The 26500-nt window shown below is 47.2% G+C and carries 29 protein-coding genes, 1 rRNA gene and 1 pseudogene; 6 read left to right on the top strand and 25 right to left on the bottom strand.

Features of this window, described 5'->3' with window-relative positions:
- Positions 1-327: ribosomal RNA gene (locus D3P07_RS18035) — 16S ribosomal RNA — on the bottom strand; the annotation flags it as partial.
- 357 nt (positions 328-684) lie between these two features.
- On the opposite strand from D3P07_RS18035, the gene D3P07_RS18030 reads away from it, so the two are divergent.
- A complete protein-coding gene (locus tag D3P07_RS18030; RefSeq protein WP_119801628.1) occupies positions 685-2028 on the top strand; it encodes an amino acid permease in 1344 nt (447 codons plus the stop codon).
- Here D3P07_RS18030 and D3P07_RS18025 read toward each other — a convergent pair.
- The 8 genes from D3P07_RS18025 to D3P07_RS17990 form a co-directional block, all read right to left on the bottom strand.
- Positions 2025-2651, bottom strand: a complete 627-nt coding sequence (locus D3P07_RS18025) for a LysE family transporter (RefSeq protein WP_119801627.1) — start codon at positions 2649-2651, stop codon at positions 2025-2027. The two genes, D3P07_RS18030 and D3P07_RS18025, sit on opposite strands and share 4 nt — an antisense overlap.
- A gap of 277 nt (positions 2652-2928) precedes the next feature.
- Positions 2929-3414, bottom strand: a complete 486-nt coding sequence (locus tag D3P07_RS18020) for a nitroreductase family protein (protein ID WP_119801626.1) — start codon at positions 3412-3414, stop codon at positions 2929-2931.
- Between the two features lie 17 nt (positions 3415-3431).
- On the bottom strand, positions 3432-4004 hold the full coding sequence (locus tag D3P07_RS18015) for a nitroreductase family protein (protein ID WP_119801625.1): 573 nt from the start codon (positions 4002-4004) through the stop codon (positions 3432-3434).
- A gap of 19 nt (positions 4005-4023) precedes the next feature.
- The gene (locus tag D3P07_RS18010) at positions 4024-4506 is read right to left on the bottom strand and encodes a MarR family transcriptional regulator (protein WP_119801624.1); all 483 of its coding nucleotides are present in this window, start codon (positions 4504-4506) and stop codon (positions 4024-4026) included.
- 622 nt (positions 4507-5128) lie between these two features.
- The gene (locus tag D3P07_RS18005; protein ID WP_119801623.1) at positions 5129-5611 is read right to left on the bottom strand and encodes an SRPBCC family protein; all 483 of its coding nucleotides are present in this window, start codon (positions 5609-5611) and stop codon (positions 5129-5131) included.
- A 97-nt stretch (positions 5612-5708) separates the two neighbouring features.
- Complete coding sequence (locus tag D3P07_RS18000; protein ID WP_119801622.1) at positions 5709-5957, bottom strand: hypothetical protein; 249 nt, start codon at positions 5955-5957, stop codon at positions 5709-5711.
- A 37-nt stretch (positions 5958-5994) separates the two neighbouring features.
- On the bottom strand, positions 5995-6810 hold the full coding sequence (locus tag D3P07_RS17995; protein ID WP_119801621.1) for an EcsC family protein: 816 nt from the start codon (positions 6808-6810) through the stop codon (positions 5995-5997).
- A 94-nt stretch (positions 6811-6904) separates the two neighbouring features.
- On the bottom strand, positions 6905-7264 hold the full coding sequence (locus D3P07_RS17990; protein WP_182914378.1) for a winged helix-turn-helix transcriptional regulator: 360 nt from the start codon (positions 7262-7264) through the stop codon (positions 6905-6907).
- Positions 7265-7418: 154 nt separating this feature from the next.
- Here D3P07_RS17990 and D3P07_RS17985 point away from each other — a divergent pair, with 154 nt between their 5' ends.
- Positions 7419-8150, top strand: coding sequence for an NADPH-dependent F420 reductase (locus D3P07_RS17985; protein ID WP_119801619.1), 732 nt, complete (start codon positions 7419-7421; stop codon positions 8148-8150).
- A gap of 214 nt (positions 8151-8364) precedes the next feature.
- On the opposite strand, the gene D3P07_RS17980 is transcribed toward D3P07_RS17985, so the two are convergent.
- The 6 genes and pseudogenes from D3P07_RS17980 to D3P07_RS17955 all read right to left on the bottom strand — a co-directional run bounded on the left by D3P07_RS17980 (position 8365) and on the right by D3P07_RS17955 (position 13893).
- Entirely contained in the window at positions 8365-9258 is an 894-nt protein-coding gene (locus D3P07_RS17980; protein WP_259391566.1) for a helix-turn-helix domain-containing protein, read from the bottom strand.
- Between the two features lie 179 nt (positions 9259-9437).
- Positions 9438-10145 (bottom strand): FAD-dependent oxidoreductase, encoded by a 708-nt coding sequence (locus D3P07_RS17975; RefSeq protein ID WP_119801618.1) that lies wholly within the window; start codon positions 10143-10145, stop codon positions 9438-9440.
- Between the two features lie 32 nt (positions 10146-10177).
- On the bottom strand, positions 10178-12433 hold the full coding sequence (locus D3P07_RS17970) for an ATP-binding cassette domain-containing protein (RefSeq protein WP_119801617.1): 2256 nt from the start codon (positions 12431-12433) through the stop codon (positions 10178-10180).
- A 134-nt stretch (positions 12434-12567) separates the two neighbouring features.
- Positions 12568-12966: an SRPBCC family protein gene (locus tag D3P07_RS17965; RefSeq protein WP_119801616.1), complete on the bottom strand. Its 399-nt coding sequence runs from the start codon at positions 12964-12966 to the stop codon at positions 12568-12570.
- Positions 12963-13292, bottom strand: a complete 330-nt coding sequence (locus D3P07_RS17960; protein WP_119801615.1) for an ArsR/SmtB family transcription factor — start codon at positions 13290-13292, stop codon at positions 12963-12965. The genes D3P07_RS17965 and D3P07_RS17960 overlap by 4 nt, the downstream gene beginning before the upstream one ends.
- A gap of 138 nt (positions 13293-13430) precedes the next feature.
- Positions 13431-13893 (bottom strand): annotated as a pseudogene (locus D3P07_RS17955) (ribose-5-phosphate isomerase A).
- Between the two features lie 211 nt (positions 13894-14104).
- On the opposite strand from D3P07_RS17955, the gene D3P07_RS17950 reads away from it, so the two are divergent.
- Positions 14105-14695, top strand: a complete 591-nt coding sequence (locus D3P07_RS17950; RefSeq protein ID WP_119801614.1) for a DUF4358 domain-containing protein — start codon at positions 14105-14107, stop codon at positions 14693-14695.
- A gap of 126 nt (positions 14696-14821) precedes the next feature.
- On the opposite strand, the gene D3P07_RS17945 is transcribed toward D3P07_RS17950, so the two are convergent.
- The 4 genes from D3P07_RS17945 to D3P07_RS17930 all read right to left on the bottom strand — a co-directional run bounded on the left by D3P07_RS17945 (position 14822) and on the right by D3P07_RS17930 (position 19494).
- Positions 14822-16285, bottom strand: coding sequence for an Msr family ABC-F type ribosomal protection protein (locus D3P07_RS17945; RefSeq protein ID WP_119801613.1), 1464 nt, complete (start codon positions 16283-16285; stop codon positions 14822-14824).
- Positions 16286-16898: 613 nt separating this feature from the next.
- Positions 16899-17393, bottom strand: coding sequence for an SMI1/KNR4 family protein (locus tag D3P07_RS17940; RefSeq protein WP_119801612.1), 495 nt, complete (start codon positions 17391-17393; stop codon positions 16899-16901).
- Between the two features lie 162 nt (positions 17394-17555).
- On the bottom strand, positions 17556-18824 hold the full coding sequence (locus tag D3P07_RS17935) for an MFS transporter (RefSeq protein WP_119801611.1): 1269 nt from the start codon (positions 18822-18824) through the stop codon (positions 17556-17558).
- 430 nt (positions 18825-19254) lie between these two features.
- On the bottom strand, positions 19255-19494 hold the full coding sequence (locus D3P07_RS17930; RefSeq protein WP_119801610.1) for a hypothetical protein: 240 nt from the start codon (positions 19492-19494) through the stop codon (positions 19255-19257).
- 250 nt (positions 19495-19744) lie between these two features.
- On the opposite strand from D3P07_RS17930, the gene D3P07_RS17925 reads away from it, so the two are divergent.
- The gene (locus D3P07_RS17925; protein ID WP_119801609.1) at positions 19745-19987 is read left to right on the top strand and encodes a helix-turn-helix domain-containing protein; all 243 of its coding nucleotides are present in this window, start codon (positions 19745-19747) and stop codon (positions 19985-19987) included.
- 2 nt (positions 19988-19989) lie between these two features.
- Complete coding sequence (def, locus tag D3P07_RS17920; protein WP_119801608.1) at positions 19990-20508, top strand: peptide deformylase; 519 nt, start codon at positions 19990-19992, stop codon at positions 20506-20508.
- Here def and D3P07_RS17915 read toward each other — a convergent pair.
- Both D3P07_RS17915 and D3P07_RS17910 read right to left on the bottom strand, forming a co-directional pair.
- Positions 20505-21341, bottom strand: a complete 837-nt coding sequence (locus D3P07_RS17915; RefSeq protein ID WP_119801607.1) for a phosphotransferase family protein — start codon at positions 21339-21341, stop codon at positions 20505-20507. The two genes, def and D3P07_RS17915, sit on opposite strands and share 4 nt — an antisense overlap.
- A 20-nt stretch (positions 21342-21361) precedes the next feature.
- On the bottom strand, positions 21362-21727 hold the full coding sequence (locus D3P07_RS17910; protein ID WP_119801606.1) for a WHG domain-containing protein: 366 nt from the start codon (positions 21725-21727) through the stop codon (positions 21362-21364).
- 134 nt (positions 21728-21861) lie between these two features.
- Between D3P07_RS17910 and D3P07_RS17905 the strand changes: the two genes are divergently transcribed.
- Positions 21862-23367: a copper amine oxidase N-terminal domain-containing protein gene (locus D3P07_RS17905; RefSeq protein WP_119801605.1), complete on the top strand. Its 1506-nt coding sequence runs from the start codon at positions 21862-21864 to the stop codon at positions 23365-23367.
- A gap of 39 nt (positions 23368-23406) precedes the next feature.
- Here D3P07_RS17905 and D3P07_RS17900 read toward each other — a convergent pair whose 3' ends face one another.
- From D3P07_RS17900 to D3P07_RS17885, 4 genes are all read right to left on the bottom strand, one after another.
- Complete coding sequence (locus D3P07_RS17900; RefSeq protein ID WP_119801604.1) at positions 23407-24300, bottom strand: class I SAM-dependent methyltransferase; 894 nt, start codon at positions 24298-24300, stop codon at positions 23407-23409.
- A gap of 50 nt (positions 24301-24350) precedes the next feature.
- Positions 24351-25271 (bottom strand): NAD(P)/FAD-dependent oxidoreductase, encoded by a 921-nt coding sequence (locus D3P07_RS17895; protein ID WP_397334605.1) that lies wholly within the window; start codon positions 25269-25271, stop codon positions 24351-24353.
- 55 nt (positions 25272-25326) lie between these two features.
- Positions 25327-25815, bottom strand: a complete 489-nt coding sequence (locus tag D3P07_RS17890; protein ID WP_119801603.1) for an RrF2 family transcriptional regulator — start codon at positions 25813-25815, stop codon at positions 25327-25329.
- A gap of 164 nt (positions 25816-25979) precedes the next feature.
- A complete protein-coding gene (locus tag D3P07_RS17885; RefSeq protein WP_119801602.1) occupies positions 25980-26450 on the bottom strand; it encodes a hypothetical protein in 471 nt (156 codons plus the stop codon).
- Positions 26451-26500: the final 50 nt, after the last annotated feature.

The raw sequence follows: 26500 nt of genomic DNA, 5'->3' as shown, positions 1-26500 counted from the left end.
CCAGTGTGGCCGATCACCCTCTCAGGTCGGCTACGCATCGTCGCCTTGGTGAGCCATTACCTCACCAACTAGCTAATGCGCCGCAGGTCCATCTGTAAGTGACAGATTGCTCCGTCTTTCCCGAATCAGCCATGCGACCGATTCGCGTATCCGGTATTAGCATCCGTTTCCGAATGTTATCCCAGTCTTACAGGCAGGTTACCTACGTGTTACTCACCCGTCCGCCGCTAACCTTACGTTTCCGAAGAAACGTGAGGTCCGCTCGACTTGCATGTATTAGGCACGCCGCCAGCGTTCGTCCTGAGCCAGGATCAAACTCTCCATAAAAGAAGTTTTCTTACTTGGCAGAGCCAATGAGAAAATCTTCAAGTGTTTGACTTGCTCAATAACGTTTGTTGCTTTTCTATTAATTCCTTAGAATTAACAGGGCATTTTCGCTCGTTGTTCAGTTTTCAAAGAACAATTCTCTTTTCGTGTCCCGCCGCTTGTATTTCTTGGCCGGAACAATAATATATCATGGCTGCTCCAAGATATCTACAGGTAATTTATTACTTTTGTCATTCCATCTGATTCAACCTTAGTATAACTCCACTGTTAGTTTGTTAAAATAACGTAGCTTGGCGAAGACCTACTATAGAATTGAATGCGAAAGTGACATTATGAATGACCAAGGAGCTCTAATTCATGAACGATTCAGCAGTGGAACAAACCAAAGCGAAAGAAAAAGACAAGAAAGGCACGATGACATGGTGGCAGCTTGCCTTATTTGGATTAGGAACAACCACAGGGACAGGATTTCTGCTTGGTTCAAGTTTAGCCATCGAAAAAAGCGGCTTCTCGGTCATCCTTAATTTCTTCCTGGCAGCAATCGGAACTTTTTTTGTTTTTCAATCCTTAGCAAAAATGTTCGCGAAGCACTCAGAGAAGGGATCGTTCCGTACTTATTCGAAGCAAGCCTTTGGTCATTGGGCAGGCTTCAGTCATGGCTGGGTATATTGGTCCTCCGAGATGCTTATTCTCGGCAGCCAATTAACAGCCATCGGTTTATTCACGAGATTCTGGTTTCCGAACATTCCATTGTGGATATTAACAAGTGGTTATGCCGTTCTAGGTGTGGGGGTTGTCCTGCTAGGAACCGCCTGGTTTGAAAAAACCGTTAACCTGCTAGCCATTATCAAATTGGCTGCTATCGTTATGTTTATCATATTGGCCTGCCTCGTGATCCCCGGCTTTCTCGGTGCAGACAACGCGCATATGCATACACCCAAGACCTTTCAAGCAGTGTTCAAAGGAGGTGCAATGGGAGTATGGACAAGCTTGATCTATGTCTTTTTTTGTTTTTCCGGCATTGAAGTCATGGGAATAATGGCAGCGGAACTGAAGGATCCAAAAGAAGCGCCGAAATCCGGACGATTTATGATTGTGACCATCACTGTCCTTTTTATTGTATCCATTGGGCTTGTGCTACTTGTTACGCCAATCGAACAAATCACAACACAAGAAAGTCCTTTCGTATCTGCGCTTAAGGATTTGCATTATCAAGTGTTGGTTCATATTTTCAATGGTGTATTGATTATTGCCGGATTCTCAGGATTAGTCGCCTCGCTCTATTCCGTTACACTTGTGATGTCCATGATTGCGGACGAAGGAGATGCACCAAAATTATTTGCGAAGAGGTCTAAAAAGCGCCAATTCCCCTATGGCTCACTTGGGCTGACGCTTGCGGGAATGGTCATTTCTATCACCGTTGCCTTATTGCTTCCCAATCGGGTATACGAATATATTACGACGGCAGGAGGTCTTATGCTGTTATACACATGGCTATTTATTTTATTTGCATCTCAAAAGCTTTTGAAGCCGAAAGCCTGGGGGCGGGCACAAACTTATACCGCAATAGTGCTTTTGCTAGCTGCGGTTGTAGGTACGTTATTCGATCAAGCAACAAGACCTGGTTTCTTTATTAGTCTTGCATGCATTTCGATTATCGGTACGGTCACTTTTTTCTTGCGAAAGCGATGGAGCGTTTAAAAAAATAATTCCTTAATCGCCTGCCATTCAAAATAAATGCCGAAGCATAATAGGCATATGCCCGCAGCGCGCGAGATCAGAACTAGAACGCCCTCATGCAAAAACTTTTGAAATATGCTGGAGATCGAAGCCATGGCTATATCCCAAAGCATGAGCCCAATGAAAATACCAGAACTATAAAGCAGCAATTCCAAAGCGCCGTACCGCTGGGCTGTTGTCGCAAGAATAGAGCCGTATATGCCAAGCCAGAATAAGATACTGACTGGATTCGAAAAAGTCATAAGGAAACCGGAATAGAAGGACTTGGCATGCGATACCGAGGAACGTTGATCTGAAACTGCAAGGGTATTGTTCCTTTTGAAACTCTCCACGCCTGTATAAATGAGTATGAAGCCGCCGAACAACCATAAGAACGTTTTGGCGAATGGAGTAGCTAGGAAATGGGCGAGCCCGAAATAAATAAGGAGCATGAATATCGCGTCTGCGGCCATAGCTCCCAAACCGATCAGCCAAGCATGAAAAAAACCATGCTTAATCCCCTTCTCAATCTGTGCCGCATTGACAGGTCCGATAGGCGCTGCCAACGAAAATCCGAGTAACACATAACTTAGAAAAATGCTCATCTGAAGCAGACACCCCTCAAAGTGGATATAAAAGTACTTGTACCATCCTATTGAGAACTTGTCTGCACTAGAACCTGCGAATGCAAAAGGCGCTGATTAAATGAGTATTGAATCGATATCCAGGTTGCTCGACCCGGCAATATAACAATAGTAGCTATATCCTCTAAGGTATCATCATCCCTCTGGCGGATGGAATCGGAGCAAGACTAGGGTCCAGTTCGGTGGTCGTCCTTACAGCAGCGTTCACGTCACATCAACATTTCCCGCATCTTAGCCCCTACAGCAGCTCGAACCGCAGCTGTGGCTCTTGAACATCTGTTTTCTCTTGTGAAAAGGACGCGGTATAACCCATTTCCAGTACCGCAGCGATACGCTCGTTTCTCTGTACGCCGAACGATTCAGCATGGCTTCGGTCATACATCCATTCATGAAGTGTCCAACGGACACCTAAGTTCCGCTCATGTGCAAGGAGGCGGAAGTTTTGGATGAGGCAGCTAACAGCTGCAAAATCTTCCTCTTGTTTGTGGCGATCCGCTTCTTCCCTCATCACGACAAGCAGATAGGCTGGTGCCGGCTCCTGCAAACCGTGAAGGATCTGGCCAGTACGGTTATCGGCAAAAATAAAACGCCATGGCTCACGTAAGCCGTCGTTCGGCGCCCATACGGCAACATTAAGAAGCTCCAGAATGAGCTGTGGAGATACCAAGCGATCTGCAAAATGTATCGGTTTGCTCATTTCTCCAACCAGATCGGATAATTTCATGAATTCACCCTCCCTTATCATGCGCTGCCCTGCAAAATAGTCCACTTCCGCTCGGCTGGCGTTCTTTTGCGACCTCTCGGCGCTTTGTCAAAGTAGCCCAGATGGAGTATGCCAACGAATCTTTCATCCTCGCGCTTCCCGACTCCTTCAAAGAAACTCTCATGTTGAATGATCGATTCCGTATCCCAAATCATGCCTAACCCCCGTTCCCAGCCCAGCAGCTGGAAGCTCTGCATCATCCCGCAGACAGCAGCATAATTTCGGTCGCTAGTCAGGCGATCCTGCCCTTTAGCGGACAACACGATGACATGAGCAGGTATGTCGGTAAATCTCTTTTTCAACACATCCAGCAGTTTCCCAGGAATCCATTTGCCCAGCTTGCTCTCTGCCATCTGCGCGAGCATATAGTCTACCAACCGTTTGCTGGATTCGGGAGTTCCGGCATACACAACACGCCATGCACCATCTTTCAAGGAAGGTTGCAGACTGGCAGCGTCTATCAGCAGCTCAACGACAAGCTCTTGCTCTACCGGCTTGGCATTGCATTTTCGAATACTTCTCCGATCCATGATCAATTCGGCCAAATTCACACGATTCATCCCCTTCTGATCATCTGGATTCAATGTATATACGGCTGTCCTGAAGAAACTGATGAATCACCTTCAATTCCTCTCCCGAGTATTTATCCAAAAAGCGATAGAATCGTTCAGCTTCAAGCTCATGAAGACGTTCATGCAGTTCAAAAACGTTTTTGCCTTGCGGCGACAACCGAAAATAACTCTCTTTCTTGTTGTCATTCATTTGCGTCCGTTTGACGAATCCTTCCTCCAGCAGTTTATTGCCGATCTTGGTTATACTCGCCTTGGACAAATTCATCTTCTCGGCTATTCCCGTGTTGTTAATCGGTTCATGCCGGCCAATGCAATCAATGACATGAATCGTAGTCAAATTCTGAGGGAGTTTCTCAATCGCTGCCCTCTCTGCAATACTGAAAAAATGGTCAATTTCCGTGTCCTTATGGCTTTCAAATGCGTGCAGAAACCGGATGTATTGTTCATACAGTAGCTGCTTTGTTCGGTCATTCGTGCCCAAGTTTCAACCACTCCTTGTTTACTTTTTAATTCTTAATAATGCTGTGATAATAAGGATCTAAAGATTCTTATCATCAATTTTTGTTTATATGTTAACAATGTACCACGAATGATAATGATTATCAACCTCTGTCGTGCCTGGTTTATTTCATTTTTTTGACTCATTATAGTGATCACAACCAAACTGTTCGTACCAATTGATTTTATATAGAAAAGTCAAAAATTGAATAATCCCGTATTGTTCCTCTTCCAGTGGGCCCAGTATGCCCCTCTACCTCCTACACTCCTTTAAAATAATTGGCTTTATGCAAACTCGAGACTTCCGCCTTCAAATAATACGTGTTCCAAATATAGAACGTCTGCAAACACAGTGTAGTCGCATATTGAGATATCAGGTTATTTCCGCATAATTCTCCTCATGCAAATAGCAGCAGATCATGTTGATCCGCTGCTGTCACATGTGTATGAATATTTAATACACGCTAATAAACTTACTCCATCCTGCTCCAAAACCCAAAATCAAGCACCACATTCACATCGATTGCTGCTAATTCCGTTGCAAGCTTGAATAAAAGCAGCCATAGGTATGTTGAAAATCAAGCATCTGACCAGCAAATGCCGGTTCATTGTATACGGAAACGATTCGCCAGATGCTCCCTTAAACGATCCATCGTCTGCTCGGCACCTGGGACAGCATATGTTTTCACCTTATCGAATACGGCAGCAGTTTCTTCAAATAGAGTTCGGTACGTAAGGATGGTCTTGTCATCCATGTTCTCGAAGATTGCTGTAGCTACAAAGTGAGGGAACACTGCATGCTTGAAGACGATACGCTCAGGTTTTTGAACCTCGACAACAATGTTCGTGTTAGGATAATCAACGCCATCGGGACCATGCATGATAAATTCCCAAGTCCCATTCGGCTGCATATCGAATTTCTGAAAGGTCGTCGTAAATCCTTGCGGACCCCACCATTTCGACAAGTGCTCCTCTTTCGTCCAAGCTTCAAACACAAGCTCGCGCGGTGCATCAAACTCACGGATAATGACAATCTCACGGTCGCCTACATGTGCAGTACGGTTATTTTCATCATTGATCTGGCTCATGCCTATCCTCCTACCATAAACTTCTTATGATTTCATCCTACTAAAGAAGAGATGCAAAAAGTTCTTCTAAATTGCTTTCTCAAACAAGCAAACAAATCTACTGCTTTCCGCGCTCTAAGCCGATTTTCTCGGCTTGCAGCACGCTCAGACTGCACTTTCCGCGCTCTAAGCCGATTTTTTCGGCTTGCAGCATGCTCAGACTGCACTTTCCTCGCTCTAAGCCGATTTTCTCGGCTTGCAGCACGCTCAGACTGCACTTTTCTCTCTCTAAGCCGATTTTCTCGGCTTGCAGCACGCTCAGACTGCACTTTCCGCGCTCTAAGCCGATTTTTTCGGCTTGCAGCACGCTCAGACTACACTTTCATCCCATCTCTTACGGTTAGTCAAAGCTCCCCCGCACTCTTCAGCTTTTCTAGAATTCTTCGTTTCTGGTACATCATTTTACCAGTTTCAGCAACATCCTGGAGAGTGGAACGGTTCAGAAAGGCGCCGAATAGCATGCCTGCGATCGGGATCATCTGGAACAGCTTTTTCCAGCCAAAGTTGTCCCTATACGTAAACATCACTTCACGCCAGCCTTCTAACTGGGACATGACTTGACCGCTTTTTTCGTCTGAGTGGAAAGCAGCGAGATCATCCAGAATCGCTTTCTTGCCGACGATGTCAGAAGAGGAGAATTGGAGGCACTTCACGATAAAGATACGCTCTGACTTCTCTGTCGGATCATAACCATAACTGAGCGCAATCTCCTGCAGCGCTTTGAGAGAGATGCCGAGCAGAAGCGGGATATCGATGGCGAGCGTGAAGAAGCCGCCAATTCCCGTAGTTGCGCCTTGCACCGTCGCCGTCCTGGTGCCTGATTCAATAATGCTGTCTGCCATCTTATCCATCCTGTTCAGTGGTAGCTGACCGATACGGTCCAAGGCCGAGCCTTCATCCTGTTCTTCGTTCGGGAAAAACTTCCGATACATCTGCTCCTTACTGATCAGATACTGTCCGCCGCTCTGGACGTAGTTTCCAAGCTCGTCAAGGGCCGTTCCGATTTTCTCCTGAATGAACTTAGGCGTAATCCGGTCCAGTAGAGCAAAAGGCAGTCTGCCGAGCTTTTCCCAGAAAAAAAGATCCTTCTGCTCCTGCTCCCATCGTTCGATTAGTAGTAATTGCGCCTTTAAATCATCTATTGCATCAATATTCGTCATCTTGGCACGGACACCTCGCATGAAATTTTCTTATGCCTTTCATACTGACAATACCGCCTCGACGTTTCACAAAATGCTGATTAGTCTCTTATTCTTAATCAATTTTATCCCCAAACTTCTTCCCGAAATGTTCCATTAAATCAATAATGGGGATTAGTTCCTCTCCTTTCAATGTTAATGAATATTCAACACGCGGAGGTACCTCTGGATAAATTTTGCGATTAATTAAGCCATCCGCTTCTAATTCTCGAAGTTGTTTTGTTAGGGATCCTTGTGAAATTCCCCCTAAATGAGTCTTAATTTCATTATATCGACGCTGGTTAAACTTTAAAAACCAAAGAATTAGATACTTCCAACGTCCCGAAAGTATGTTTTGAGTATAGGCGATGCCATATACCTCTCTATGATCTTTCTTACATTCTTCACTAAATTCATCCTCATTTATTCTAGACATCTTAATCACTCATTTCTTCTGTTAGGTACAAAAAAGTGTACTATATCCATTTTTATTGCCTTCTTCAAATATCCGACCAACACATATATATTAGTACATGTATACAGATTAACTCAATCAAGGGACCATGAAATAGGATATTGGAGGAATGGAAATGAGATTTGGAATTATAGGTGCAGGACCAATTGGATCTAATATTGCGAAAAAATTGGTTGATAATGGACATGATGTCAAGATTGCAGACGCTCGCGGGATTGAACGCTTGGAAGGGAAAAATCTTACAGGAACACCTGTGATCGTACAAGATGTCATTAAAAATATCGATGTTCTTTTAACATCGATACCTTTCTATGCATTGTCAAGCATTCGCAACATTATAGATAAAGTTGGGGAGGAAGTTATCATTGTAGACACTTCAAATTATTATCCTCAAATCAGCGGTAAAATCGAAGCCGTGGAGAACGGAATGGTTGAAAGTGTTTGGGTGTCCAATCATTTGGGAAGACCCATCATTAAAGCGTTCAACAATTTCTTAGCCTATACGCTAGAGCATCATGGAACTCCCGAAGGGACGGATGGACGCATTGCTATAGCAGTTGCTGGCGATGACCTATCCCATAAACAAATCATCATGGGTGTAGCAAACGATCTAGGCTTCGATGCCGTAGATAGCGGTTCTTTAAGCGATTCGTGGAGACAACAGCCAGGAACCCCAGCGTACTGCACCGAACTTACAAAAGAGGAACTAGCTATAGCCTTAACGAAAGCGAATAAAGAAAAAGCGCCACTTCTGCGCGAAAAGGTCATGGAAAAGCTGATAGCTTCAGGTGGATCATTTTCCATTCATGATGTTGTTAAAGCAAATAGAGAAGTATTCAATTCATAAATTACAAATCCCTGTGCCTTCAACTAACGGGAAATGATAGTTCAATAAGACAGCAAGACAGCGACAGTCTAGGACTATATTTTCACGTCATTGGCTATCGCTGTTTTGAATTCTACGATCCCGCATGGAATAAGGACATCCAGTCTAATACTTTTTTCTTCGGACAATAGAAAAAGAACGGAAGCGCACCAGGCGCTCCCGTTCTTCCATCGCTTTATTCCTCGAAGGACAAATTCTCCGGCTCGTCCCGCATTTCTCCGCCAATATGCATATTCGTGCTTGGCGTACGCGCATCGACTGTTTCGAATGAAAAACTGTCCATCCATACCTTTCCTTGGCCTGTAAGCAGCACACCGAAGGAAATCGATACGCTATCCGCCGGTACATCAAGCACAATAGAGTATAAATTCCACGGCAAAGTGCCTTGAATCGGCCGATCACTCATGTTATCGAACTGAATTGTATCCCCCGTCGCGTTGTCAACTCGCATCCAAAGCCCCGCAAAATCGCTCACCTTCTCCGCTTGAATAAATGCGGACAATTTGATTCGCTCGCCTTTATATTTGTCGGATTTGAATTGCTGCATAATTGTTGCGAACTGAGTTTCCGACGTTGCTGACAGGGATCTTAAATATCCGGACACCTTTCCCATATGCACCGTTTCCCGGTCAATGCCCATCTCGTAATGCGACGGATCGCTGCCGCTTAGGATCCAGCCCTTCACTTTTCCATGCTCGCTCATATTCGTATTCTCCTCTCGTTTTTCCATCGATTGTTGCACGCTCCCCATCATCTTGCGGTAACGTCCGGGAGGCATGCCGTATTCCTTCTTGAAGGCGCGGGTGAACGCCTCCTGCGATTCGAACCGGCTGCGGAACGCGATTTGGATAATATCTTCGTTCGAGTACAAGAGCAAGGCGGAAGCGCTGGCCAGCCTGCGCGAGCGGATATAATCCGTCACGCTTATACCGACCTGCTCCTGAAAGATCCGGTGAAAGTGATACATCGAGAAGCCCGCGGCGGCCGCCGCGTCCTCGAGCTTCACCTCCTCCTCCAAATGCGCCTCGATATAACCTAAAGCTTGATAAATCATGGGATGGTATCTCACGTGATCACCTCTTGATGTAAAGAATAGCATAAGCCCGAATAGCGATTTTTGATTTGGATTGCGAAAGTTCAGCTTCGTCATTGGCAACCGGCAATATCGAAAACAAAGAGGCTGCCGTTTCTACTGGCAGCCCTGCTGTAATGCTTATAATTATTTCATTAAAGAATACTCATGCTTTACTAATACCCAAAGAAGGCGTCCTTCTTGATATTGCTTTTTGGAATTTGATTTTTCTGCAAGTAATCCGCTATGGAATCAACCATTCCCTTAGGTCCTGCAACAAAGTACTTGCCGCTGTCCTTATGCGCGCCAGCGAACTTGACAATCTCCGCATTCAAGCCATCTCTCGAATCCAAATACGTTATGCGTATGGAAGCACGGTCAGCAATTACATCAAGCTCTTCCCTGTACGGAAAAGATTTTTGACTATCCAGATAGAGGAGTTGGATGTGACGCCCGTTTCGATTGCCTTCCGATTCGATTTGTTTGACGATTGCCCGGATTGGCGTAATGCCGATTCCGCCTGCGATCAGCAGTGAAGGGCTGTTGTCCTGCAAGGAAAAAGCCCCTACCGGCCCGCTCATCTTGACCGTCATGCCTGGCTTTAATTCCAGCATCGCTTGCTTGAACTCGCTGGGAGCATCGCTTATACGCATCGTTAGCCTGATCGCATTTTCGGCTGGAGCAGAGGCAATGCTGAACGGCTTCGTCGGGTTTTTCACTTTCTTATGCGTAATCGTGAACAGACCGTATTGGCCTGGCTGCCAATTCAAATCTTTGTCTTTCTCAAAAAGAAACGTATACACGCCGTCCGCTTCCTTGTTGCTAGCGATCAATGCCAATTCTCTCTTTTTAAACATGGATAACATATCTTGAAAGAAACCCAATCTCCTCGTCCCCTTTCATCAAGTAGGCTTCATTACTGCAAGTATCGTCCCGTAATTGACTGCTCCGCATGAATGATCTGTGATGGCAGGCCCTCGAACACGACCTGGCCGCCTTTGCTGCCCCCATCCGGTCCCATATCGATGATCCAATCCGCTTGGCTGATGACATCAAGATTATGCTCGATAACGATGACCGTATTGCCGGTATCTACAAGGCGATTCATGATCCCCATCAACTGGCCGATATCTGACATATGAAGCCCAGTCGTCGGCTCGTCCATTACGTAGATGCTGCCTTTCTTATGGAGCTCGCTTGCAAGCTTAATGCGCTGACATTCCCCGCCCGAGAGCGTGCTGAGCGGCTGGCCAAGCGTTACATAGTTCAGCCCTACATCGCTCATGGCCTGGAGCTTGCGCACAACCTCTTTCAGCTCGAAGAACTCCAATGCTTGTTCTACCGTCATCTCCAGCACATCGGCGATCGACTTGCCGTTCAGCTTATATTCAAGCACCTCTTCCTTGAACCGTTTGCCGCCGCACACTTCGCATGGCAGCTTTACGCTTTCGAGGAATGCCAGGTCCGTATATACGACGCCTAACCCTTGACAATTCTCGCAAGCTCCCTTGGAGTTGAAGCTGAACAATCCTTGGTTTACCTTGTTGGCAGAAGCAAACGCCTTGCGAACATCATCCATAATTCCCGTATAGGTCGCAGGGTTGGAGCGTGTCGACACGCCTACCGCCGATTGATCAATCACGATCGCGTCCGGATGCTGGCTGAGGAATACCTCATTAATCAACGTACTCTTTCCTGAACCGGCAACTCCGGTAACGACGGTAAGCACAGCGGTTGGAATATCTACACTCACATTATTCAGGTTATGCAAGGTGGCATTCTTGATGGAAAGGGTGCCTGATGGCTGCCTGCATTCTTGCTTCAATTGAAGAGGACGCTTCATATGGTTGCCTGTCAGCGTGCCAGACTCCAGCAAGCCTGGGTAGGTCCCTTCATATACGATCGTTCCGCCTCGGCTGCCGGCATGAGGTCCGACATCGACGATATGATCCGCTACCTTGATCACATCGGGATCATGCTCGACGACAATGACGGTATTGCCCTTGTCACGCAGCTTTTGAAGCAATTCATTCAACCGGTGTACGTCCCGGGGATGCAACCCAACGCTGGGCTCATCGAAGATATATGTAACATCTACCAGACTGCCGCTTAGATGCTTCACCATCTTGACGCGCTGCGATTCGCCGCCGGAGAGCGTATCCGTCTCACGGTCCAGCGTCAAATAGTCCAGTCCGACATCCACCAGATGCTGCAGTCTCTCGGTGAGCGACTTCACCATTGGCGCAGCAACAGAATCGTCAATTTCGCGAATGACCCGAATTAGCTGACCGACCTCCATGGAAGACATCTCGGCGATGTTGCGGCCATTAATTTTGCAGCTAAGCGCAGCTTGGCTAAGCCTTGCGCCTCGGCAGCTGGAGCATGGACCCTCTGTCATGAACGGTGCAACAGCCTTCTGGGTGCGTTCGGACTTCGTCTTCACGTCCTGCTTGATATATTTGTTGGTGAATTTCTCAATGACGCCTTCCACCGTAATATTCGTGGCTTTGCCGGCGAAATCCATCTGTACTTTTCTCGCCTTGCCATGCAGCAGCAGCTCCAGATCCTCATCGGTATAATCGCTGAGCTTCTTGTCTGGATCAAAGGATCCTGACTGGACGACAATATTCCAATCCCAACTGTCCACAGAATAGTCGGGAAGCATAATAGCGCCTTCTCGCAGCGACTTGGAGAGGTCTACCGCCTTGCTCATGTCTACTCCAAGCTTGCGGCCGATCCCGTTGCACTCAGGGCACATGCCTTGCGGATCGTTAAAGGAAAACATATGCGCTTGACCAACACGTGGCTGACCTACCCGGGAGAACAGAAGACGCAGAATAGGCGAAATATCCGTTATCGTTCCCATCGTGGAATGGGAGCCGCCTCCCAGCCGCTTCTGATCTACAATAACCGCCATGCTCAGGTTCTCAATCGCATCCGTATCCGGCTGCGGGACGCGGGGCAGGAAATTGCGCACGAACATGCTGAAATTCTCATTCAGCAATCGCGTAGATTCTGCGGCGATCGTATCGAAGACAATCGAGGACTTGCCAGACCCGGACACACCGGTAAAAATCGTAATTTTTCGCTTAGGTATGCGCAGGGATACGTTTTTAAGATTGTTTTCCCTTGCACCCAAGATGACAATGTGCTGCTGATTCGCTTCGCTCATGTTAACATCCTTCCGATAGAAAAAAACGTTTTTATTCATATTATACCAAGTAATGGTCGAATTGAAGTCGATAATAACCGGCTGCTGCGGCTTCTTGCAGCAGCCGGTTAGTGTAGATGAAGGATCGGAAGCGGTTATTGCGCCAGCAGCTTTTCAAGCTCGCCGCACCATGCGCTCCAACCATGCTTGGCGCCAGCCAAGCCATGAGGATTGGAGAAGCCGGTCTGCTCCAGGTGGAGATTAACCTTCCCATCCCCCAGTTCCTGAAGCGTCCATACAACGGTGTGCTTCTCATCACCGACAGCCCAAGTATAGGACAAGCGGCTTGGCGGCTCTACGACGAGCACTTCGCCGTCAATGACGCCATCCCAATACTCATTCGGCTCTGCGCGGAATTGAAATTGGTACCCTACGATTGGCTTAAAGTTATTTTTCAATACCCACTTGGCCAGCTTCTCGGAATCGGTAACAGCGGCCCACAGCTTCTCAATCGTAGTCTTGTACTGAAAATCCAGGTTTAATACCAAACTCATATTTCATCCTCCTCTAGTAGTTGGTTCAATCGAAGCATATTCGCACTCCAGAATTTGCTGTAGAACGCTACCCAATCTTGTACTTCACGAAGCGGTGCGGGGTTAAGCGTGTATCGCGTTTCTCTGCCTACCTTGCGATCATGGACCAGTCCAGCCTCTTTCAGAATGGTCAAATGCTTGGATACCGCAGTTCGTCCCATATCAAACTGTGACGTCAGCTCATGAAGCGGCTGCTCTTCACCCAAGGCCAGCAAATGAATCAGTTCTCGTCTGGTCGGATCTGCTATCGCGTCAAACACATCCCGCAAATGGTTGTTCTCAATCACAGCATCCACACCTAATTAATATTGATATTTCATAAATTGGACACCATATGGTGACGAATTGATTATAGGACACCGTTTGGTGTCGTGTCAACCGATTTTAACGTTTAACGGTCTTTTTGCAAAAAAATAATAACAAGATCAGTATTCGTTCATGCTACTCAGTTCCTGAACAGAGCCGTCTAAGAAGCCAACGGTAACCTTTTTCGCAAGACAGATGAACAGGCCGTTCTCCACAACGCCTGGTATCAGGTTGATCGAAGCCTGCAGCTCCGCGGGCCGGTCAATCTCCTTAAAATCGCAGTCCACGATGTAATTGCCGTAGTCCGTCACAAACGGTTTATTCTGCATCTTCCGCAAGCTGGTGATACATCCAAGCTCATGCAGCTTTTGCCGGGTTAGATTAGCGCCAAACGGTACAATCTCTACATGCAAATAAAACTTTCCTAGCTTCGGAACCTGCTTGCTCTCATCCACAACGACTCACCCTCTTGCCGATCTTCTGAATCGCCCAATAAGCGGTAGATCCGGTGCCAAGACCTACGATCATACCATCACGCACATACTCTACAGCTTTCTCAGCTGCAGCTCTTTTCGATTCCATCATGAATGCCTCCTTCCTCGTCCTGCTCTAACCATTATTTTAATCCAATAATTGCATATCATTAATTCTTTTTCTGGCCAACTGCTTTCTCTCCGAAAGGTTACAAATGCAAATAGCTGGATTTCCGCAACATTTCTGAGCAAAATGCCGTCAATAGGTTGTAATCGAAGAGCTCCGGTTACTAGAATTTTGATACAAGGAGAACGACCCCATGAAAAAAACAGCTATGTCTCTTCTCGTCGTCACCGCCTTACTTGGCAGCCTGTTAACTGCCTGCTCGGGCAATGCGAACAACAACAGCGCTACTCCGCCAGCAACGAACACGCCAATCGCAAGCGAAAGCCCGACGCCGAGCCCAAGTCCTTCTGATGAGCCGAATAATACCGAAAAGCCGGATGATAACGCAACTGAATCATCTACTGATAAAATCATGAAAGCAATGCTGGACAAAGTGGAGCAACCCGGCCTCATGGATCTGACGAAGGATGATATTGATACCTATTATGTCATTAATACCGATCTGGTCGATGAATTTACGATCAAGACGCCCGCTTTCAATCTCAGCGCCAATGAGATCGCAGTCATTAAAGTCAAGGATAGCAAACATATTGATGAAATCAAAAAGACCATGGAGCAGCGCGGCGCCGACGTGCAGAAGATGTTCGAGAATTACTTGCCGGAACCATACAAGCTGGCCCAGAACTATAAAATCGCTACAGTCGGCAATTATGTACTGTTCCTGATTTCCGAAAGCGCCGATGAGCTGGAGAAGGCCTTCAAAGAAGCGGCAGCCAGTGCCTAACGCGCAGTTGCACTTGCTATGAAAGAGACGCATCCCCCCACTCCAAGAGTGGGATTGGATGCGTCTTTTTTAATATATACATGACTTGTATGGCAGCTCGAGGGTCAAAGTCAGCTAACAGGTAGGCTAAATCTTGAGAGTGATCTGACCATTCTTTATTTCATAGATCATGTCTGCTGCATGCTCCAACAGCCTCGCATCATGCGTGATGAACAGAATCGTGCCCTTATAGCTCTTCATCATAGACTCCAGCGCCTCCACCGCCGGAATATCGAGGAAGTTGCTGGGCTCATCCATGAGCAATATGTTGTAGCGGCCAAGCAGCAGCCTGGTCAGCTGAAGCTTCATGATCTCACCACCACTTAGCATGGCCAGCTCCTTGCGCACATCCTGCTGCGAGAAGCCCATGGAAGCCAGCGCTGATCGAATTTCAGACGCCCCGTAGTCGCTGTTCTCCAGCATATACTCCATCACTCCTAGATTACGGTCGAACTTATAGCCAGTCTGGGCAAAATATCCGATTTCCGCTTTAGGAGATAGTGTGATGCCCGCCTCACGTTCGATGATCATGCGGAATAGCGTTGTTTTTCCCGTTCCATTCGCCCCGGTAATGCCGATCTTCGCGCCCAGCGGGAACTGGAACGAAGCATGATCGAATAGGACTTGGTCACCGTACCGCTTGTTTAATTCCTTCCCCATGATCGGGTAAGGGTTGTGAAGCGCAAGCGAACTGCTTTGCCGGAATTGAATCGTGCGCACTGCTTCAGGAACATGCAGCTCCCCAAGCGCTTCGATCCGATGCTCCATGTTTTTGGCGGCTTGATGAAGCTTTTTCTGCTTGCTGCCGACGGTTTTCTGATGCCCCAGACGTCCTCCGCTTTCGGTTGCGTTTTTCTTGGAGAAGCCTCTTGCCTTCTGGTCCATTTTGCGGGCGAGATTCTTCTTCTCCGCAATAGCTTTCTCCAGCCGCTCGCGCTCAGCCGTATGCTTCTTGTACTCCGCTTCCTGAGCTTGGCGTTCTTCCTCCTTCTGAGCCAGGTAATCTGAATACCCGCCCCAGTACTCCGTAATCCTGCCATTCTTCAGCTCCCAGATCTTGTCGACGACCCGGTCCAGGAAATATCGGTCGTGGCTAATGACCAGCAATGCGCCAGCATAATGCTTAAGCTGTCCAATCAAGAAGTCGATTCCGGCGCGATCAAGATGGCTGGTCGGTTCGTCCGCCATCAAGCCATGCACCTCGCTCGACAGGGCTTGCGCAATCTTCAGCCGCGTCTCTTCGCCGCCGCTTATGCCCTCCAGGCGGTTACGGTCCACTCCAAGCTTGCCCAATAAGGCGTAGTCCTTGACCTCCTTCAGAAGGGCATCATCCAGCTGAGGGATGTAGGCAATCTCTCCATGCCTTGCCACTTGCCCGGAGGTTAGCCGCACCTCGCCGAGCAACGCTTTCAGCAGCGTACTCTTGCCTGCGCCATTCACACCTACCAGTCCAATGCGGTCATAATCATAAAGCTCCAGCTCTTCGATATCCAGAATGTCTCTTCCCATATATTCAACATAAAGGTCATTTGCCTTGATCAACACATTCATTTCTATTCCTCCTTCATTCATCGCAGTGATAGGCTCGCAGGAACTTTCCTGCGATTAGCGAAGTGAGGATTATATGAAGAAGTACCAGTTTAGCCTTCGCATAACAGCAACCTCTTTTCTTTCATAATTCTCGTTTTTCATGATGAGTAACAACAAAAACAGACCTAAGTCCAATAACGCGGGCTCAGATCTGCTTATCACGAAGAGAGAACATCTCGATATACAGGTATAGCGAAAGAAGCTAACCCCATCGCTCACTATGTTCCTCATACGTAAATACAAGCAGCTCTAAAAAGCCCACGGTAATGTGGAAAATCCGCCCTTTATCGCCTGCTTATCGAATACGCATGGAATGCAACATAGATGAACGACCCTCCTTGCTTAAAAGTACCCCTATCCTATCACCGGCAGCTGCAGGTGTCAATTGTACCGCCCCGATCGTAACTCGAATAGCTGAGGCGTATGAGATCGATCCTTGGATTCCTGCCCTGCTCCTTCGAAGATTTGTAGGCATTCAGAGCAGGGATGAACTTCAAGCGCTGTCAGCTTGGGAGCTCGAGATGCGGAGAGCGTCTGGACTCTATGCTGAAGCTGAATTCATGGAATATCCGCGTTACACCGCTATTGAATTCGACATTATTAAATCGAGCAAATGTTCAAGACTATCTGCAGCTTTTTCTACCTCTTCGAATTCAGGCTCATATCCGCGTACAATAACCCCTTTATCATTGGTTAAATCAATGGCAAAGAAGGAATATCCGCCATCAACGGACATCACGATCGGCAAGTAATGGTCCCACCACGAAGTGATCTCTGATTGCCAATTACGATCATCCGCTGCTGCTTCCAAGCTGAGCAATTCAAATTCATTCCATCTGAATGCATCGTCCGCGCTATTATTGAATTCATCCTCACAAATAAACCAAGTCTTCTCATTTGGAGAAATACATTTTTCAACCATGCTCAAAAAATCTACATATTCATTAGGAATGGTTTTATATCTGGTTGTCACACTGCTGTCTAAACGGAGTTGAACGTCGGATTTTGGGGAGATATCCCAACCGTTTTCATTCGCCCAGCTTATAAATTCGCTAATCTTTTTTTTCATAATCCACCTCCTGGACATGTACTAACCACACCAATCTCTATGTTCCTGTTCTTTGTTTATATGTCCATTATAGAACGACAGTTCGTTCATTTGAACAACAACATCATCTCTTAACAGACTCCATAGAAAAAAGGAAGCCCAAGGCTTCCTTCTCACTTCTTATTACGCAGAAGAATCTGCACGATCCTCCGCAAAAGCTTTGCGGTTCCACCAGCCTACGCCAGCGGCCAGTACACTGATCGCTGCAGCGATCAAGTACATATTCGCAATGCCCAGCACTTCTGCAATGAAGCTCATGCCGAACAAAGAGATGCCGAATAGCAAATTCAATAATGTCCCTTGGGCCGAAAATACTTTAGGCAGCTGATCCTTCGTACAGCTCCGCTGGATGAGCGTTCTGCGCGCAACAGCCGACAGCTCTGTGAACGGTCCCGTTACAAGTACAATAAGCAGCGCCAGCGGCGCAATCGTATTCATCGCGAACCATGCTGTACACACCGCATAGCCTAGAATGCCGACTAGCATGAACAGGAAAAGCCGTTTCTCCAACCGCTTAACGAGAGCTATGACGAGAAACCCGCCAATGACGGTCCCGGCGAAATAGCTGGCGTTGATATACCCCCACCAGTCCTCATTTTTCAGCAGCACTTCCTTCACAAATACGAGCATAAACGCGCCAACCCATACGGTGCTGCCAAGCGCGTCGGTCACATCCATAAAGGTCATTGAACGAAGCCGCCTGGATTGCCATAACACAATCCAGCCTTCCTTCAGCGTATCCCATCGGGAAGGCGCGTTCGCTTCACTGCCGTCTGCCGAGGCGCGACCCGTGCGTACATCCCATAAGCTCCTTCTATTCGGCTCTGTCGGATCTTCGATCAGCAGCGTTACCGCCATCGCCACGCCGTAACCGGCAGCGACAGCCAGCAGAATCGGAAACGAGCCAAACGCTGCCACTAGAATACCACTGACTGCCCACCCGGCGAACTGAATGACTTGATCCGATGTGGCGACCATCGCATTCGCCCTCAATAGGGCATCATCATGAACCAACCGGGGAATCAAGGCGTTGCGCGCAGGCGAAGTCCAGCCATCGAGAAACGAGATGAACAGAATAAGCACATACACAGGCAGCAAGGCCTCTCCTTCCACCATTGGGGATAAGTAGAAAGCCATTATGCCAAATAGGAGAAACTGTCCCAGTTGAGAGACGGTTAGCAGGAATGGCAGCCTGTATCGGACAAGCATCAGCGGAGCTGCCAGCCCGCTTAGAAATTGAGCAGCGACCCGAAGAAACGGCACCAGTGTCGCAAAAATAATAGAGCCTGTCTTTTCCAGTACAAGCGTGGTGAGCGCAACCATATAAAGAACATCTACAATGTTAGACAAGGATTGCGAGCCCCATAAATAATAGAATGAACGTTTAACCATCACTTTTAATCTCCATCTACTTTGTTCTTGAATGTTTGTATATGAGTGTTAAAGTGATCCATCAAATGGGACCCATACAACTCATGCTCCTCTCCCAAACTAGTCAAACCAAAAACCAGGTAGAATCTATTATAATGTATTATTCATATTTTTAAAGTAAAATATTTAAAAAGTAATTTCCTCTTTTCTTTTCAACCAGGAGATATTCGTTTCTGCTGTATTTATTTGCTCGTTAACGACACGGTGTTAGACCTTGCAATTCGATTCACGGAGGTTTTTCGTGAAGATTTCATTTCGAAAACGTCCAGGCTTAGCAACGGTTAATTCTCTATTGAACCGGGGCAAGTCCTAAGAAAAACAAACAACGGCAGTCCATGACTTGAACCAAGCCATGGATTGCCGCTGCTATGTTCCACCTATCTGCAATCGATTATCTTGTGTATTCTTCAATGCTCCTCTGATCCGTTACCGATCTTGCCTTGCTTACATCTTTATAATGATTGACACTATTCTTCAACTGAACGGTTGTGGCCCACACCATCAAGACAAACAAAAGCACACTCAATAAACCAAATGCATAGAAGAAATAATTGTAATAAAAAAACCATACAACCGCAGCTACTATCAGAAGCATCAGAATCCAGAAGGTCCACCGTATAGCTTTTCTCAATCCTATCCCCTCCAGTAATGGATTTCCATTATTTCTCTATTTGCTGCTATTATTATAGCATATTTTCAAATCAGCAAATATTTGATTCCTATGATGCTTCATATGCTCTTCGTAATCAATGATAATCCAATCCAAGGTTTCGATACTCTGTTTGGCAAAAATCAAGGTATCCATCTTATTAGGCAACGCCTAATTTAGTTAGGTATTGCCTAATAGTAAATCGATATTCATGAATTAATGAGGTGAAATGATGCTTACATGGATGCTGCGACATGTCATGGCTGCCAGAGGAATATGGACGGGTGCGGACTTAGCAAGACAATTAGCCGAAAAGGCGAATTACCGTCTATCCCCTGCTTCCATCAGCGCTTTATTAACTCAACAGCCCAAGCAAATGAAAGCCGAGACACTTGATGCGCTATGCATTTCTTTGGAGTGTACACCAAATGATTTGTGGGTATATACCCCTCCATGGAAAGAGAAAGGAGCATAAGCATGTCTGAAAAAAGCATTTTGCCTTTTGGAGATCCGATTCTGCGGAAGAATGCCAAGCCAGTTGCCGAACTGAATTCGAAAACGTTAAAGCTTCTCGATGATATGGCGGAAACCTTATACGCCCGCGAAGGCCGCGCAGGTCTTGCCGCGCCCCAGATCGGCATTCTGAGAAGATTGATTGTGATGGATTGCGGGGACGGGCTGATTGAACTAATTAATCCAGAGATCTTAGAACTGAGCGGCGAACAATTGGGCACAGAAGCCTGTTTGTCCTTTCCAGGTTACTTGGGTTATGTGATGAGAGCTCACTACATCAAGCTAAGCACGTTGAATAGGCAGGGCAAAAGAGTCATTCTTGAAGCAGAAGGTTACCTTGCCCGCTGCATGCAGCATGAGATCGATCATCTGAATGGTGTATTGTTTGTCGATCATGTTCGCGAGAAGTGGCTGTATCACGAGCAAACCCAACAGCGTATCGATGTGCTTCAAGTGATTCGATTGACGAATCAAGGCATTTAAAGGTTGAAGCTTCTGACTTCCTGGATTAAAAACCGATTCTCTTCTTCGCTTATGGCATCGGCACATAATTTGCGGGCAGCGATGACAGGCAACCATGGCACAATCTCAGCATGCCCGATGCCAGAGAGCCCCTTATATTCCGCGACAAAGCTCAGAATGGTGGATTCACGTTTAGCATCCAACACCTGATTGAATAGTTCGGGCAGATGTGAAGGCAGAATGGTATATCGAATCATGAGAATATATTCCGCTAAGTCAGCCTCCGGGTTGCCAATGGATGCATTGTTCCAATCGATCAGAAATGCATCGTGCTCGCGCAGCAAGATATTGCCCGGATTCGGATCGCCATGGCAGAGCTGCTCTTTTTCAGGCAAACGGTTCATATGATCAATAACGGCGTCATGTTCCTTTTCAGTCAAATAAGCTGTAGAGCGGATGTCGTACTCCAGGCTCTCCCGCTGGCGCGGCAGCCCTTCCGCCGATTGCTGATGGACCTGGAACAAGAGATTGGCTGTCAGGGCAGCTCCAAGATCATCTCTCGTCCCACTAAATGCCTGCAGGGCAGATGCTGCACGGTCGACAAAACGCTTCATCAGCGATTCTCCCTTTATATGTTCAAATACGATGCCTGGACGGCCATCCGTATGGATAAGCTCATAAGCATCAGGCACCGGAAGTCCGCAGCTCTTCGCAATACGGCTGTGATTCAACTCTCTTCGCAGAGCCCATTCGTTCGTATTGGGCTTAGCCAACTTCACAATCTTGCCCTCTCCCCACTCGAACACTTCTGCACATCCACCTTCCGCAAGCTTTTGACCGAGTAGAACCGTCATCTCATTCGCTCCTTTTCATGCTAATAAATGAGTCCTTCTTTCATCAGCAGCATCTCGTACATTTCCCGTATCATTTCTGTAGCCTGGTCCATATCCAGCTCCAGCGTACGCGTGTTGAGCAGCGTCCCGATCCCAATCAGATAGATCATCAGCTTGAGAAAAATCCGCTTGATCTGCTCGTCGGATACAGCGTTCAGCCGCTTGCTGTAGCGCATATAGCGGGTTGTCAGCTCTTCACCAAGAAATTCATCCGTCTGCGGATTATACGTTTTGTAGCCGCTTAGGTATAGGGTTCGGAACAGATACTTCTCTTCCTGGGCAAAGTAGAGAAAGCCGATCGTCACATTCAGTGCCGGAGAATTGTCAGGATCCTGATGAGCAAGCATCGCTCCGCGCGCAAAAGAACTGGATACAAGATTAATGGAATCAAATCCTGCAACTCTTTTGCTGCCCGCAACGTCTTGATGTCATCATAACCAAATTCAGGAAAATTCTTTCGAATGTGAGAGGGTGTTTTTTGATGAAAACAGGTTCACTTGCAGCTTTCTGGCGACCCATCGCCAAGCTGCTCCTTGCATCATCGCTGATCATCGGTGTTATGGTTGTTGTCCCCACTTCATCTGTCCATACCGCTGCGGCAACCGTGAAGCTGACTAACAGTGAACAAGCCATTAAGCGAGCCAAAGAGTTGAATTTGCTGCCGGAAGGAGCGACTGTCACCAGCAGCCTTGACCTGAACAAAGAGTTTTGGGAAATTGAGTATAAATTGCATAACCAACGAGGCGAGATCTGGCTTAGCAATGAAACTGGCGAACTTCTTAAGTTTTATGAAAGCAATCTCGACATCATCGGTGAAGGCAAGATGAAGGTAACAAAAGAACAAGCAGTACAGGTCGCAGAAGCGTTCATCCAACAGCTTCCTTGGAAGTTGGAAGACACTTGGATATACAATCCATATCCGATTTCGGAGTATGATAAAGAGAAATATGGCGATCGCATCCGGTTCGACCGTGCACACAACGGTATTCGATTTGAAGGTAATTTTATTGACGTATCGGTTAATGTCCTAACCGGAACTGTAACAAGTTACACCGCTTATTGGGGCAAAGAAACATTTGAGACTGAAAGCTCCATCATGTCTTATCAGGCTGCAGCCATGAAAATGTATCATGAAGCAACGCCCTATTGGCATTGGAATGAGAATACTTTGCCAAAGAAACTGACTTATTCCCTCCATGATTATTACTTATTGAATCAAGCCGGACAATTCCCGGAAGCTCTGAACAGAGAGATGCCCGTGTTCACTGACAAGCTAAAGCCGCAATACCCGCTTGAACTGGCTAAGCTCCGCTTACTTTCTAATTATGAGCTAGAGCTGAATTACATCAATAGCGGAACCGGAGATCTTATAAAACCCTATTATCAATTGCGAATCAAACCCGGGGTTCCGCTATTCTTCCAAGGAGATCGTCCCTCCATCGATGCCAATACTGGTCAATGGCTCGACTTAATAAACATCCCCGTCATTGAACCGTTCCCGCCCGCCAGCGAATGGCTGATCGATGCAGCTGTTCCACCCCAAAGCATCAAATACAAGGCCGCCGTCGTATGGAACAATGAGCTGCTGGAGCTGGAGAATGAACCTCTGGTTCATCAGGGCTCAACATTGCTTCCATTTCGGGAGCTGCTGGAGGCGATGGGTGCCAAGGTAGGCTGGGATTCCAGAACTCGTGTTGTAACGGCTAGCAAGCAAGGCACAACGATCGAAATCCCACTTTACCACGATACCATCTATATTAATGGCAAAGCTCAAAAATCTGTTCCAGCGGTCATAAGCAAAGGCCGGACGTATATCCCTGCGCGGGTGGTGCTCGAAGCCTTTGGCGCCAAGGTAAGCTGGAACGCCGAATCACGGCTCGTCCTAGTTTCGACGAAGGATGACGTGCCTGTTCTGACCGCGCTGGAGCTCAAGCAACTGCGTTTTCAAGCTTATATCCATTGGCTGGAAGGCTCGTTGCAAAAGTAAAAAAGAGAAGCCGGGACATCATTCCCGGCTTCTCCTCGATTACGCCTCTCCTCGATCGTACATCCGCTCATCCTGCAAGCGAATCAGCACTTTACCAAAACGTCCGCCCTGCCGGACCGCAACCTTTCCCGTTGGGTACGCCTGCTTCAGATAATCCGCGATAAGCTCCTGATTGCGTTCGTCTGCCGGCAAACCGAGCTTGGGCAGCCGCTTCAGCATTTCCTGCAGAGCCGCCTCATGAGTCAGCTCGGATTCCTTCTCTTCTCTTGTAATGAGCGTCTCATAGGAGTAGCCTTTGAGATATAGCAGATGAAGCAAATACCCCATCTCCAGCGGCTTCGATTTGAAAGGCATACCGGTCAGAACCGGCCACATTTCGCGGATTAAGCTGTTCTCTGGAATACTCACCGGCATACTGATATAACAGAATTGCTTTGCGCTATGGAGCAGCTTCTCCACGCTCTCCCAATCGACGATAACCGGGCACATTGAGGCAAAAACAAGGTCAAACGCCTTGGTCCAGCCTCTATCCTGCACATCGATGTCTTCAAAAGGCTCGGGGATGATCTCCACCATATTCTCCATGAAGGCTGCTGTGTTTTCCTTCAATAGTTCAACTTGAGGGAGCGAAGACTCGATTGCCGTTACCTGCGCTCCCCGCTCCAGGAAAGGTACCGTGAACACGCCAGAAGCGGCTCCAACATCAAGCACAGCGGCATTCTTCAACTGAAAGCCCTGACCCTCAATCCAGCTCAAAATTCGCGCGCTTCTTTTTCTTCCCTCTTCATTGAACGACTGCTCGTTGAACGTTTTGGCTTTTGGATCAAAGGCTTTGGCAGGATCGACTCCAGCCTTCCTCATTGTATTAACCATTGTATCGCCGCGAGACTTCCATTCCTTCTCCCATAGAGCTTCATCAAAAAGATGGTTCATTACGATTCCCTCCATATATGCTGACAGATCATGTTCAACATCTGTATTTATCACCCGTTCTTCAACCAAGCCTCGGTATTCAGTTCATTGTTTAAGGCTGCTGCTGCGGCCGATCCATTAGCGGCGGCAATGATCTTCTGATGCATGCGCGAGGTCATATCCCCTGCGCTGAATATACCTGGAACACTCGTCTTTCCAAAGGCATCCACTTTGACGTGTCCCTCTTCTGATAGTTGGCACCCGATAGCGTGTGGCAAGTCCGATCCCATGACCAAGTCCGGCTTGAAGAATATGCCTCTGCACGGAATAGATGTCCCGTCTTCAAGAACAACCTCTCGAACAATTCCGTCATCGGAGTGAATATGCCGGATTGGAGAGTCGTATAGCGGCACTCTGCGTTGAAGCGTCTCGCGTTCGGAATCCGTCAGCCCGTCAGGACCGTTCGTGCAAAATGTGATGCGATCCGACCAACCCGAAATAACGGGAGCGAAATGGATGAGCTCCGGTCCGCTGTTGATGATGACGAGCGGCTCATCCCGCAGCTCCCACCCATCGCAATACGGGCATACAAATGCGCTTCTGCCATAGACCTCCGCAAGTCCGGGAATAGGAAGCGGACGATCCTTCATGCCAACGGCAAACAGTACCTTTTTGCTCTCCAGTTGTATCCCTTGCGAAGTCGTGATCTGAAAGTGTCCGTCTGACCCTGTGATCGACTCTGCTGTATCGTCAACAAACGATACGGAGGGATAGACGCTAATTTCCTCCTTTGCGATTCTTCGAAATTCACTCGGGCTTATTCCGTCGCGTGTGAGAAAGCCATGGCCTGCGTGAGTCACCGCATTGCGTGGGCGTCCTTCATCAATGACTGCTACATGCTTTCGTGCCCTGCCCAGTACAAGAGCTGCGCTCAAGCCTCCCGGTCCGCCGCCAATAATTACTACATCAAAGTTCTTTTTGTTCACTGTCATTATATAGACACCTCCACGGATCTTTAATATCCATAATTAATGTGCAAGAAGCGAATCACTTCTTGGTATGATCTTGATTGCATTGATTTGTATACCTGTCTAACACGGTCTGAATCGTGTGCTCCCTCAAGTATTGATGCAGTTGCTCCTCCGCAGTTATCATCACTTGTTCAATCAGACATCCGTTTCCCTTTGGAGGACATGGCTCATCATCTTCTGGGCTTTCCTCTTCAGCTAAGAGCTGATGCTGCTTGGACCTCGAGTTCGAGCACTCGAACATGTGCTGCCTGCCTTCAATTACCTGAATGACATCAAGAAACGAGATTTGATCCGGCTGGCGTGCAAGCTCGTAGCCGCCATTCACTCCCGGTACAGCCCTTACAATCCCGTCTTGTCTCAGCTTGGACATGATTTTGGACAGATAGCTTTCAGATACGCCTAATGTTCCTGAAAGTTCCTTAATGCCGACGTTTTGTTGACGTTCCGAGTGTGCCAGATGCATCAGAGCATGCAAGGCGTAATCTGTACTTTTTGAATACTGCATGGCTCCTCCTTCCTTCCTCTTATAATTATCGACCTATAATATCCACAATAACCGATATCCTTTTCTTTTGCAACATCTTTTTTTAACTAAAAGAGCCTGTATACAGAACTCATTCCGCTAAGATGCGCTGTCCATTCTCAAAGATACATCCGTTATTAGCTCCTTTAATTGAGCATTTTCATATAAGACAATACATGCTCCTTCACAATCTCCTTCTCTTCATCGGACATGTCTTTCATTCTGAATTGTTCATACCCCTCTTCAGGAATAAAGATCGTCGATGGTTCTTGAAGCTCCTTCTTATGGCTGAAGCCGCCGTCAGTAATCGAAATATCAGACTTGTGGCTTCGCGAATGCGAAACCTCGCTTTTTATAAAGTTGCCATCCGAGTCGTAATAATCCTCGATCATTTTTACATCCGTTCTCAACAGGTTCTTGCTTTCTTCCGACGTCGTAATCGCATTTGCTTTAATATGACCCGTTACTTCATAATCGCCTTCTTCGTTTACTTCCATCGACTCGTGAACAAAAACCTCGATATGTCTAACCACATCCATGCTGCCGCATGAGCTCATCAGAGCCATGATCAACCCTAACACTATGAGCTTAATGCCCAATAACCTGGAATAGCGCATCCCGTTCCCCCTCAAGCGTGGCTATGATACGTATACATAACCTAGACGCT

The organism is Paenibacillus sp. 1011MAR3C5, from assembly GCF_003591485.1.
Classification (GTDB): Bacteria; Bacillota; Bacilli; order Paenibacillales; family Paenibacillaceae; genus Pristimantibacillus.
The sequence above is the reverse complement of the archived record's forward strand: the minus strand, read 5'-3'. Positions and strand labels throughout refer to the sequence as shown.

Excerpts from the sequence above, each read along its gene's own strand:
- D3P07_RS18030 (WP_119801628.1), top strand. The coding sequence starts at position 685 with ATGAACGATTCAGCAGTGGAACAAACCAAAGCGAAAGAAAAAGACAAG.
- D3P07_RS18025 (WP_119801627.1), bottom strand. The coding sequence starts at position 2,651 with ATGAGCATTTTTCTAAGTTATGTGTTACTCGGATTTTCGTTGGCAGCG.
- D3P07_RS18020 (WP_119801626.1), bottom strand. The coding sequence starts at position 3,414 with ATGAAATTATCCGATCTGGTTGGAGAAATGAGCAAACCGATACATTTT.
- D3P07_RS18005 (WP_119801623.1), bottom strand. The coding sequence starts at position 5,611 with ATGAGCCAGATCAATGATGAAAATAACCGTACTGCACATGTAGGCGAC.
- D3P07_RS17995 (WP_119801621.1), bottom strand. The coding sequence starts at position 6,810 with ATGACGAATATTGATGCAATAGATGATTTAAAGGCGCAATTACTACTA.
- D3P07_RS17990 (WP_182914378.1), bottom strand. The coding sequence starts at position 7,264 with ATGTCTAGAATAAATGAGGATGAATTTAGTGAAGAATGTAAGAAAGAT.
- D3P07_RS17985 (WP_119801619.1), top strand. The coding sequence starts at position 7,419 with ATGAGATTTGGAATTATAGGTGCAGGACCAATTGGATCTAATATTGCG.
- D3P07_RS17970 (WP_119801617.1), bottom strand. The coding sequence starts at position 12,433 with ATGAGCGAAGCGAATCAGCAGCACATTGTCATCTTGGGTGCAAGGGAA.
- D3P07_RS17965 (WP_119801616.1), bottom strand. The coding sequence starts at position 12,966 with ATGAGTTTGGTATTAAACCTGGATTTTCAGTACAAGACTACGATTGAG.
- D3P07_RS17950 (WP_119801614.1), top strand. The coding sequence starts at position 14,105 with ATGAAAAAAACAGCTATGTCTCTTCTCGTCGTCACCGCCTTACTTGGC.
- D3P07_RS17945 (WP_119801613.1), bottom strand. The coding sequence starts at position 16,285 with ATGAATGTGTTGATCAAGGCAAATGACCTTTATGTTGAATATATGGGA.
- D3P07_RS17940 (WP_119801612.1), bottom strand. The coding sequence starts at position 17,393 with ATGAAAAAAAAGATTAGCGAATTTATAAGCTGGGCGAATGAAAACGGT.
- D3P07_RS17935 (WP_119801611.1), bottom strand. The coding sequence starts at position 18,824 with ATGGTTAAACGTTCATTCTATTATTTATGGGGCTCGCAATCCTTGTCT.
- D3P07_RS17925 (WP_119801609.1), top strand. The coding sequence starts at position 19,745 with ATGCTTACATGGATGCTGCGACATGTCATGGCTGCCAGAGGAATATGG.
- def (WP_119801608.1), top strand. The coding sequence starts at position 19,990 with ATGTCTGAAAAAAGCATTTTGCCTTTTGGAGATCCGATTCTGCGGAAG.
- D3P07_RS17915 (WP_119801607.1), bottom strand. The coding sequence starts at position 21,341 with ATGACGGTTCTACTCGGTCAAAAGCTTGCGGAAGGTGGATGTGCAGAA.
- D3P07_RS17910 (WP_119801606.1), bottom strand. The coding sequence starts at position 21,727 with ATGCTTGCTCATCAGGATCCTGACAATTCTCCGGCACTGAATGTGACG.
- D3P07_RS17905 (WP_119801605.1), top strand. The coding sequence starts at position 21,862 with ATGAAAACAGGTTCACTTGCAGCTTTCTGGCGACCCATCGCCAAGCTG.
- D3P07_RS17900 (WP_119801604.1), bottom strand. The coding sequence starts at position 24,300 with ATGAACCATCTTTTTGATGAAGCTCTATGGGAGAAGGAATGGAAGTCT.
- D3P07_RS17895 (WP_397334605.1), bottom strand. The coding sequence starts at position 25,271 with ATGACAGTGAACAAAAAGAACTTTGATGTAGTAATTATTGGCGGCGGA.
- D3P07_RS17890 (WP_119801603.1), bottom strand. The coding sequence starts at position 25,815 with ATGCAGTATTCAAAAAGTACAGATTACGCCTTGCATGCTCTGATGCAT.
- D3P07_RS17885 (WP_119801602.1), bottom strand. The coding sequence starts at position 26,450 with ATGCGCTATTCCAGGTTATTGGGCATTAAGCTCATAGTGTTAGGGTTG.